The 7,208-nt window shown below is 62.3% G+C and carries 4 protein-coding genes and 1 pseudogene; 1 reads left to right on the top strand and 4 read right to left on the bottom strand.

Going from position 1 to position 7,208, the window contains the following annotated elements:
- Positions 1–135 precede the first annotated feature (135 nt).
- From map to dinG, 4 genes and pseudogenes are all read right to left on the bottom strand, one after another.
- Positions 136–924 carry a type I methionyl aminopeptidase gene (map, locus tag ACZ2IA_RS13410; protein ID WP_470293085.1) on the bottom strand — a complete coding sequence of 263 codons (789 nt, stop codon included), beginning with the start codon at positions 922–924 and terminating at the stop codon, positions 136–138.
- Positions 925–1,040: 116 nt separating this feature from the next.
- A complete protein-coding gene (locus ACZ2IA_RS13405; RefSeq protein WP_470293084.1) occupies positions 1,041–2,198 on the bottom strand; it encodes a porin in 1,158 nt (385 codons plus the stop codon).
- A 225-nt stretch (positions 2,199–2,423) separates the two neighbouring features.
- Positions 2,424–2,711: pseudogene (locus tag ACZ2IA_RS13400) on the bottom strand (DUF3579 domain-containing protein); the annotation flags it as partial.
- Between the two features lie 108 nt (positions 2,712–2,819).
- Positions 2,820–4,949, bottom strand: coding sequence for an ATP-dependent DNA helicase DinG (gene dinG, locus ACZ2IA_RS13395; RefSeq protein ID WP_470293083.1), 2,130 nt, complete (start codon positions 4,947–4,949; stop codon positions 2,820–2,822).
- A gap of 152 nt (positions 4,950–5,101) precedes the next feature.
- Between dinG and ACZ2IA_RS13390 the strand changes: the two genes are divergently transcribed.
- Complete coding sequence (locus ACZ2IA_RS13390) at positions 5,102–7,060, top strand: aminotransferase class I/II-fold pyridoxal phosphate-dependent enzyme (protein WP_470293082.1); 1,959 nt, start codon at positions 5,102–5,104, stop codon at positions 7,058–7,060.
- The last annotated feature ends 148 nt before the right edge of the window (positions 7,061–7,208 follow it).

The raw sequence follows: 7,208 nt of genomic DNA, 5'->3' as shown, positions 1-7,208 counted from the left end.
GACAAGCTGACCAGCCGGTTTGGCGCATTTCTCAGCCTAGTCTGTGCTTATATCTGGTTACTGTGAACACGCTCTAGCATGCTCGCAACAAAAAACCCGCTCGAAGCGGGTTTTTTCACGATGGCTGTTCGCCGTTTACGGCTTGGCGGGCGTGCCGGCCGACTGGGTAAGAATCTCGTAACCGGTCTCGGTCACCAGCACGGTGTGCTCCCACTGTGCCGACAGGCTGCGGTCCTTGGTCACCACGGTCCAGCCGTCGGCCAGCATGCGCAGGTGGCGCTTGCCCTGGTTGATCATCGGCTCGACGGTGAAGATCATGCCGGCCTTCAGTTCGACGCCGGTGCCGCGGCGGCCATAGTGCAGCACCTGCGGCTCGTCGTGGAATTTCTTGCCGATGCCGTGACCGCAGAATTCCTGCACCACGCTGTAACCATTCGCCTCGGCATGCTGTTGGCAGGCATAGCCGATGTCGCCCAGGTGCGCACCGGGGCGAATCTGCTCGATGCCCTTCCACATGGTCTCGTAGGTAATCTTGCACAGCCGGCGTGCGAACGGGCTGACCTCGCCGACCAGGAACATCCGGCTCGTGTCGCCGTGGTAGCCGTCCTTGATCACGGTCACGTCGATGTTGACGATGTCGCCGTTCTTCAGCGCCTTACCGTCCGGAATGCCGTGGCAGATCACGTGGTTGACCGAGGTGCAGATCGACTTCGGGTAGGGGGTGCCGCCGTCGGGTGCGTAGTTGAGCGGGGCGGGGATGGCCTGCTGCACATTGACGGTGTAGTCGTTGCAGAGGCGGTCGAGCTCTTCGGTGGTGACACCCGCTTTGACGAACGGCGTGATGTAGTCGAGCAGCTCGCCTGCCAGGCGGCCGGCCACGCGCATTTTTTCGATGTCTTCCTGGGTATGGAGGGTGATTGCCATTGCTTATTGTCTGTCTTGGGTTCCAATACCCAATGATAACAAATGCGTATAAAAAACGGGCACCCCTGAGGGGTGCCCGATCAACTATGACTGACTGGAAGGATGCTGCCTAAGACTTAGAACGAGGTTTTCAGACCGACGCCGATGGCGCGGATGGACTCGCCCGACGTCAGAGCACCTTTGGTGGTGTTGACGTTGGCGCCGTTGTCGATGACTGCAGTCGTGCCCGCGTTGAAGTTCACGTTCTGGGCGCTGCCGTTGGTGATCTTGGTGCCGTAGACATAAGCCTGGGTGCGCTTGGACAGGTCGTAGGTTGCGCCAACCAGCCATTGTTTAGCTTCGGTACCGGCGACGGTGTTGCCATTGGCGGTCTGCTGACCCAGGCGACCGTAGCCGGCCTTGATCGAAGCGGCGCCGAAGTCCTGGCTAGCGACAAACAGCCAGTCGGCCTGACGGGCTTTCGAACTGTCAGCGTTCTTGTCGAGGCGAACTTCGTAACCGGCGCCGAGCATGGTGCCGAAGTCGAACTTGTAGCTGGCGGCAAACTTGTAGAACTGGGTGTTATCAATGGTCTTACCCGTTCCGGCAGGTACAACAGCACCAACTTTGCTGCCTTGACGGTCCCAGCCCGCGCCCAGCTGCAAGCCAGCCAACTTGTAGTTCAGGCCCAGCGACACGCGATCTTGGTTCTGACGGAAACCATCAGCGGTACCCACGGTGCGAGTCTCGTCCACTTGGTACGACAGGCCGCCCTGGAAGCCGCTCCACACCGGGGTGGTGTAGTGCAGGCTGTTCGCCAGACGGGTTTCGCCGCGGCTGAAGATGCTGGTGCTGTCATGGGTATCGGCGGCAGTGTCGGGCAGCACGAGCAGGGCTGCGTCGGACAGGCGCTTGTAGGCGGAGTCGTAGTTACCCACCTGGAAGGTACCGAAGTCGGCACTGGACAGGCCGACGAAGGTGTTGCGGGTGGCAAATACTGCAGGCTGGCCCTTGTCGTTGGTACCGCCCTGTTCGGCGCCGCGAATGTCGGATTCGACCTGCCAGATCGCCTTCAGGCCGTTGCCGAGGTCTTCATTACCCTTGAAACCGATTTTCGACTTACCAACCACACGACCTTTGGTCACGTTGTTGCCCGGGGTAGAGGCAGGAGCATTACTTACCTGGGTCGACTCAACGGCCATGTTGATGGTGCCGTACATAGTAACGTCAGCGTGGGCGAGCAGCGGGGCAGCCAGGGCCGAGGCGATCAGGCCGGCGATGATCTTCTTCTGCATTTTCTAATAAACTCCGTCTTTGGGTAAAAAAGCGACAAGCGCCAAAATTCAGACGGAATAGTAGTGTGAAAATGTGACAGAAAAATAAAAAACCGATGACAAATCGGTTTCCAAATGCATTTTGTTGCGGAAATGAAACAAAAATTCCGAAATATACGGTTAGATATAACGGAACCTTTGTTTCATATAACCAACACATCAGGCCAAGAATTTATTTGGATAGATCTCATCGATCAGGGTGCGGCAGTCGACCACGCGCAAATCGTTGTCGGTGGCGAAGTCCATCAGGAAGCGGAACATGGCCGGGTAGACTTTCTCGAGCTTCTTGTCGACGGCGACACAGCGGACGTTGTCGAGCAACATCGGGCGGACGTGGGCGTGGTAGGCGAGCTTCTGGTCGTCGCCGAACGAGGCGAGGATGCCTGCCAGACGCTCGGCCCAGTCGCTGGGGCGGAAGGTGCGTCCCTCGGAGGTGACGCCTTGAATAACGATTTCGTACGGGTTACAGATCATGGTGACTGGACACAGTTGTTGTTTTGAGGAGTGTCTCCGGACCGCGGCGAGGGAAGTGTTTGATTGTTGGACGTGTCGCCGCGGGGATAGCCCGATTCTACTCCAAAACTAGATGCGCTTGAACGGGGGCAGCGAGGCCAAGAGCTTCTTGCCGTAGCTTTGCCGGGTGATGCGGTTATCGAGGATGGTGACGCGACCATAGTCCTGCTCGGTACGGATCAGCCGGCCGACCGCCTGGACCAACTTGATCGACGCTTCAGGCACGGTGATCTCGATGAAGGGATTGCCGCCGCGCTTCTCGATCCAGCGCGACAGCGTACGGCCGACCGGGTCGTCCGGCATCGCGAACGGCAGCTTGGCGATGATCACGTGCACGCAGGCTTCGCCTGGCAGGTCGAGGCCTTCCGAGAACGAATCGAGGCCGAAGATCACGCTGGACTGCTGTTCGGCCAACCGTTGGTAGTGGGTTTCCAGCAGCTTCGCCTTGGGGATTTCCCCCTGGATCAGCAAGCGGTCGCGCAGGCTCATCGGCAGCGCCGCGGCGACATCGTTCATCTGCTTGCGCGAGGAGAACAGCACCAGGGTGCCGACCGGCTCCTTCACGTCGACCAGCTTCGGTAGCCACTCGACGATCTCGCGGGTGTGGCCGGCCGGGTCTTTCGGGCTGGCCACCAGCGGCGGCAGGTACAGCTCGCCCTGTTCCTGGAAGCTGAACGGCGAGTCGAGCGCGATACAGGTGGTTTCCGGCAGCCATTTCAGGCCGGTCTGAGACAACAGCAGGTCGAATTCGCCGAGCGAGCGCAGCGTCGCCGAGGTCAGCAGGGCGCCGGCGGCGCGGCGCCACAGCGTCGCGGCCAGGCTGGCGGCGGCGCTGACCGGTGAGGCGCAGAATTCGTAATCGCCCTTGCCGCTGCTCTTACGGGTGATCCACTTGGCGATCGGCGGGGCGTTCTCGTCCGCGTCCTTCTCGAACAAGTCCCACACCGCCATGATCTGTTCGGCGCGGCCGAGCATCATTCCCAGGTCGCTGGCGACCCGGTCGGTCAGCGGCGCGTCCGACGACTTGTCGCGGCGGGTCTCGGCCAGGGCGTCGGACAGGGTGTTGAGGTGCTTCACCAGCATCCGCGCCGACAGCGCCAGGTTGGACGCCGGCACCTTCAGCCGCTCGGGCAGCTTGCCGTCCTCGATCAGCCAGGTCGGCTCCAGGTTGTCGCTGGAGGCGGCGAGGGCGTCTTCGCCCTCGAGCAGCCACAGCCATTCGGTCAGGCTTTCCATCAGCGCACCGGCTGCCTCGGCGGCATCGGCCGCCGCTTCGGCCTTGCCGGTCAGCCCGTCGACCTTACTGACCAGCGCGCCGACCTTGTCGAGCCAGAACATCGACTGGTTCAACGAATGCTCGGCGGAAAACTGGTTGATCGCCTTTTTTGCCAAGTGGTGCGCCTCGTCGATGCAGTAGAACGCCTGGTCCGGCGCCGGCAGAATCACGCCGCCGCCCATCGAGGTGTCGGCGAGCAGCAGGTCGTGGTTGGCGACCACCACGTCGACCGTCTCCAGCGTTTCGCGGGCGAGGTAGAACGGGCACTCGGCCCGGTTCGGACAGGCGGCCTTCAGACAGCCGTGACGATCGTTGGTGACGCGGCTCCACAGCCCGTCGTCGACCACTTTCGGCCAACTGTCGCGGTCGCCGTTCCACTTGCGGTGATAGAAGGCGTCGGCCAGCTCGCGCAGCTGTTCGATTTCCTCGGCTTCCGGCTTGCGGTCCCAGACCGCCATCGACGGATCGAAACCGAGCAGATCGGCCTGGGAGTTTTCCGAGGTGAGCTGGTAGAGGCGGTATGGACACAGATAGCGGCCGCGCCCCTTGGCGAGCGCGAAGGTCAGCGGCAGGCCGCTGTTTTCCACCACGAAGGGCAGGTCGCGATTCACTAGCTGCTCCTGCAGCGCGATGGTCGCGCTGGTCACCACCAGCTTCTTGTTGCGCGAGCGGGCCATCAGCCCGCCGGCCAATAGATAGGCCAGGCTCTTGCCGACGCCGGTCGGTCCTTCGACCACCACGATACTCTCGCCCTGGCGTTCGGGCGGCTCATCTCCTTCGGTGGTTTCCTGGGCCCGCGAGAAGGCATTGGCGATTTCGGCCAACATGCGGCGCTGCGCAGCACGCGGGCGGAAGCCCGGCAGGTTGTCGGCGAGGGCGCGGTAATGGTCGCGGATAGCGTCTTTTTCGGCGGCGGTAAGCATCTTTCCATTGTACCCGATCCGACCCTCCTGCTGCGCCCGCGGGTAAACGGATTGTGCGGCTGCAAAATGACGAAAGCGCTGCAATCTGACTAGCATGAAATGACGGGGCACAACCATCAACGACAAGACACTCTGCAAGAGGAGAAGCCACCATGGCGCCAGTCAGCCGCGTGGTTATAGTGAGTGACGATGCCATTTGGCAGTCGGACGTGTTAGAGGGGCTGACGGAGGCGGCGACCCGACTGCCCAATCCGCTGGGCATGTCGTTTGTCGGCGCGAGCTCGGCCGAGGCGGCGATGACGCTGATCGCGCGCGACGGCGATATCCAGATCGCGCTGATCGACAATCGCTTGGCTGCAGGGCAGGAGGCGAAGGCGGCGGTGGAGCTGGCCAACCGCATCAACGCCTTCCGCCCGGAGCTGTCGCTGTACGTGATGCTGGTCGACGCGGACGAGAAGGCGGTGATCGAGGCGCTCGCCAGCCACGCGGTCAATGGCTACTTCTACCGCGACGAGCTGGACAATCACGGTTGGTTCCGCATCCTGGCGGCGGAGCTGGCGGAGAAGTCGGCGACGCCGTTCTACGACGCACTGAAGCGTTACGTGAACATGGCCAAGGACTCGTGGCACACGCCGGGCCACGCCGGCGGCGATTCGCTGAAGGGCAGCCCGTGGGTCGGCGACTTCTATGAATTTGTCGGCGAGAACATGCTGCGCGCCGACTTGTCGGTATCGGTACCGATGCTCGACTCGTTGCTGCACCCGACCGGGGTGATCGACGACGCGCAGGCGCTAGCGGCCAAGGCGTTCGGCGCGCGCAAAACCTTCTTCGCCACCAATGGCACGTCCACCTCGAACAAGGTGATCTGCCAGACGCTGCTGACACCGGGCGACACCTTGCTGCTCGACCGCAATTGCCACAAGTCGGTGCACCACGGCGTGATCCTGTCCGGCGCCAAGCCGGTCTACCTCGACTCGTCGGTGAACCGCAACTACGGCCTGTTTGGACCGGTATCGAAGGCGACGCTGTTCGACGCGATCGAGCGCCACCCGGAGGCGAAGGTGCTGATCCTGACCTCGTGCACCTACGACGGACTGCGCTACGACCTGGTGCCGATCATCGACATCGCCCATCTGCACGGCATCAAGGTGATCGTCGACGAGGCCTGGTATGGCTTCGCGCGCTTCCACCCGGCGTTCCGGCCGACCGCGCTGGAGTCGGGCGCCGATTATGTCACGCAGAGCACGCATAAGATCCTGTCGGCGTTCTCGCAGGCGAGCATGGTGCACGTCAACGACCCCGCCTTCGACGCCCACCTGTTCCGCGAAAACTTCAATATGCACACCTCGACCAGCCCGCAGTACGGCCTGATCGCCAGCCTCGACGTGGCGCGCAAGCAGGCGGTGATGGAGGGCTACCGGCTGTTCGACCGCACCCTGAGGTTGGCCGAAGAGCTGCGCAGCAAGATCAACGCTACCGGGGTATTCCGAGTGCTGGAGCTGGCCGACCTGCTGCCGGAAGATGTCCAGCAGGACGGCATCCGGCTCGACCCGACCAAGCTCACCGTCGACATCTCCGCTTCCGGTTTCTCGGCCGACGAGCTGCAGCGCGAGCTGTTCGAGCGTTTCAACATCCAGGTCGAGAAGTCCACCTTCAGCACCATCACGCTGCTGCTGACGCTCGGCACCACCCGCAGCAAGGTGTCGCGGCTGCACGACGCGATGGTGCGCCTGGCCAAGGAACAGCGGCCGCCGCGCACGCCGAGCCGGCTGCCGGAAATTCCGCGCTTCACCCGGCTGGCCTGCCTGCCGCGCGACGCGTTCTACGAAGCCGGCGAGCGCGTGCCGCTGCTCGACGACGAGGGTCGGCCGAACCCGGCGCTGATCGGCCGGGTGTCGTGCGACCAGATCGTCCCTTACCCGCCGGGCATCCCGGTGCTGGTGCCGGGGCAGTTGATCGATGACGCAATCATCACCTACTTACACCGGCTGCTAAAGGCACAAAAAGGCGTCGACATCCACGGCTTGATCGAAAAAGACGCCGAATATCACTTGCGGGTGCTGCGCGACGACGAGCTCGCTGCCTTGCCGTCCCGCCTATCAAACGATTGATCGCTTGTCAGGACAGGGGATTTCCGATAAATATAATCCTGTCGCATTTTTGTAAGTATGGGCGCCCGGACTGCGCCCGTTCGCGACCCTTGTACTGACTTGAGATTAGCGTGTAGTAGTGTGCCGCCGCGCCTGACGACACCCCGTC

It is taken from the genome of Crenobacter sp. CS_VA4, from assembly GCF_055597485.1.
Note: the sequence above shows the minus strand (reverse complement) of the source record. Positions and strands in the feature narration are given on the sequence as shown.

Excerpts from the sequence above, each read along its gene's own strand:
- map (WP_470293085.1), bottom strand. The coding sequence starts at position 924 with ATGGCAATCACCCTCCATACCCAGGAAGACATCGAAAAAATGCGCGTG.
- ACZ2IA_RS13405 (WP_470293084.1), bottom strand. The coding sequence starts at position 2,198 with ATGCAGAAGAAGATCATCGCCGGCCTGATCGCCTCGGCCCTGGCTGCC.
- dinG (WP_470293083.1), bottom strand. The coding sequence starts at position 4,949 with ATGCTTACCGCCGCCGAAAAAGACGCTATCCGCGACCATTACCGCGCC.
- ACZ2IA_RS13390 (WP_470293082.1), top strand. The coding sequence starts at position 5,102 with ATGGCGCCAGTCAGCCGCGTGGTTATAGTGAGTGACGATGCCATTTGG.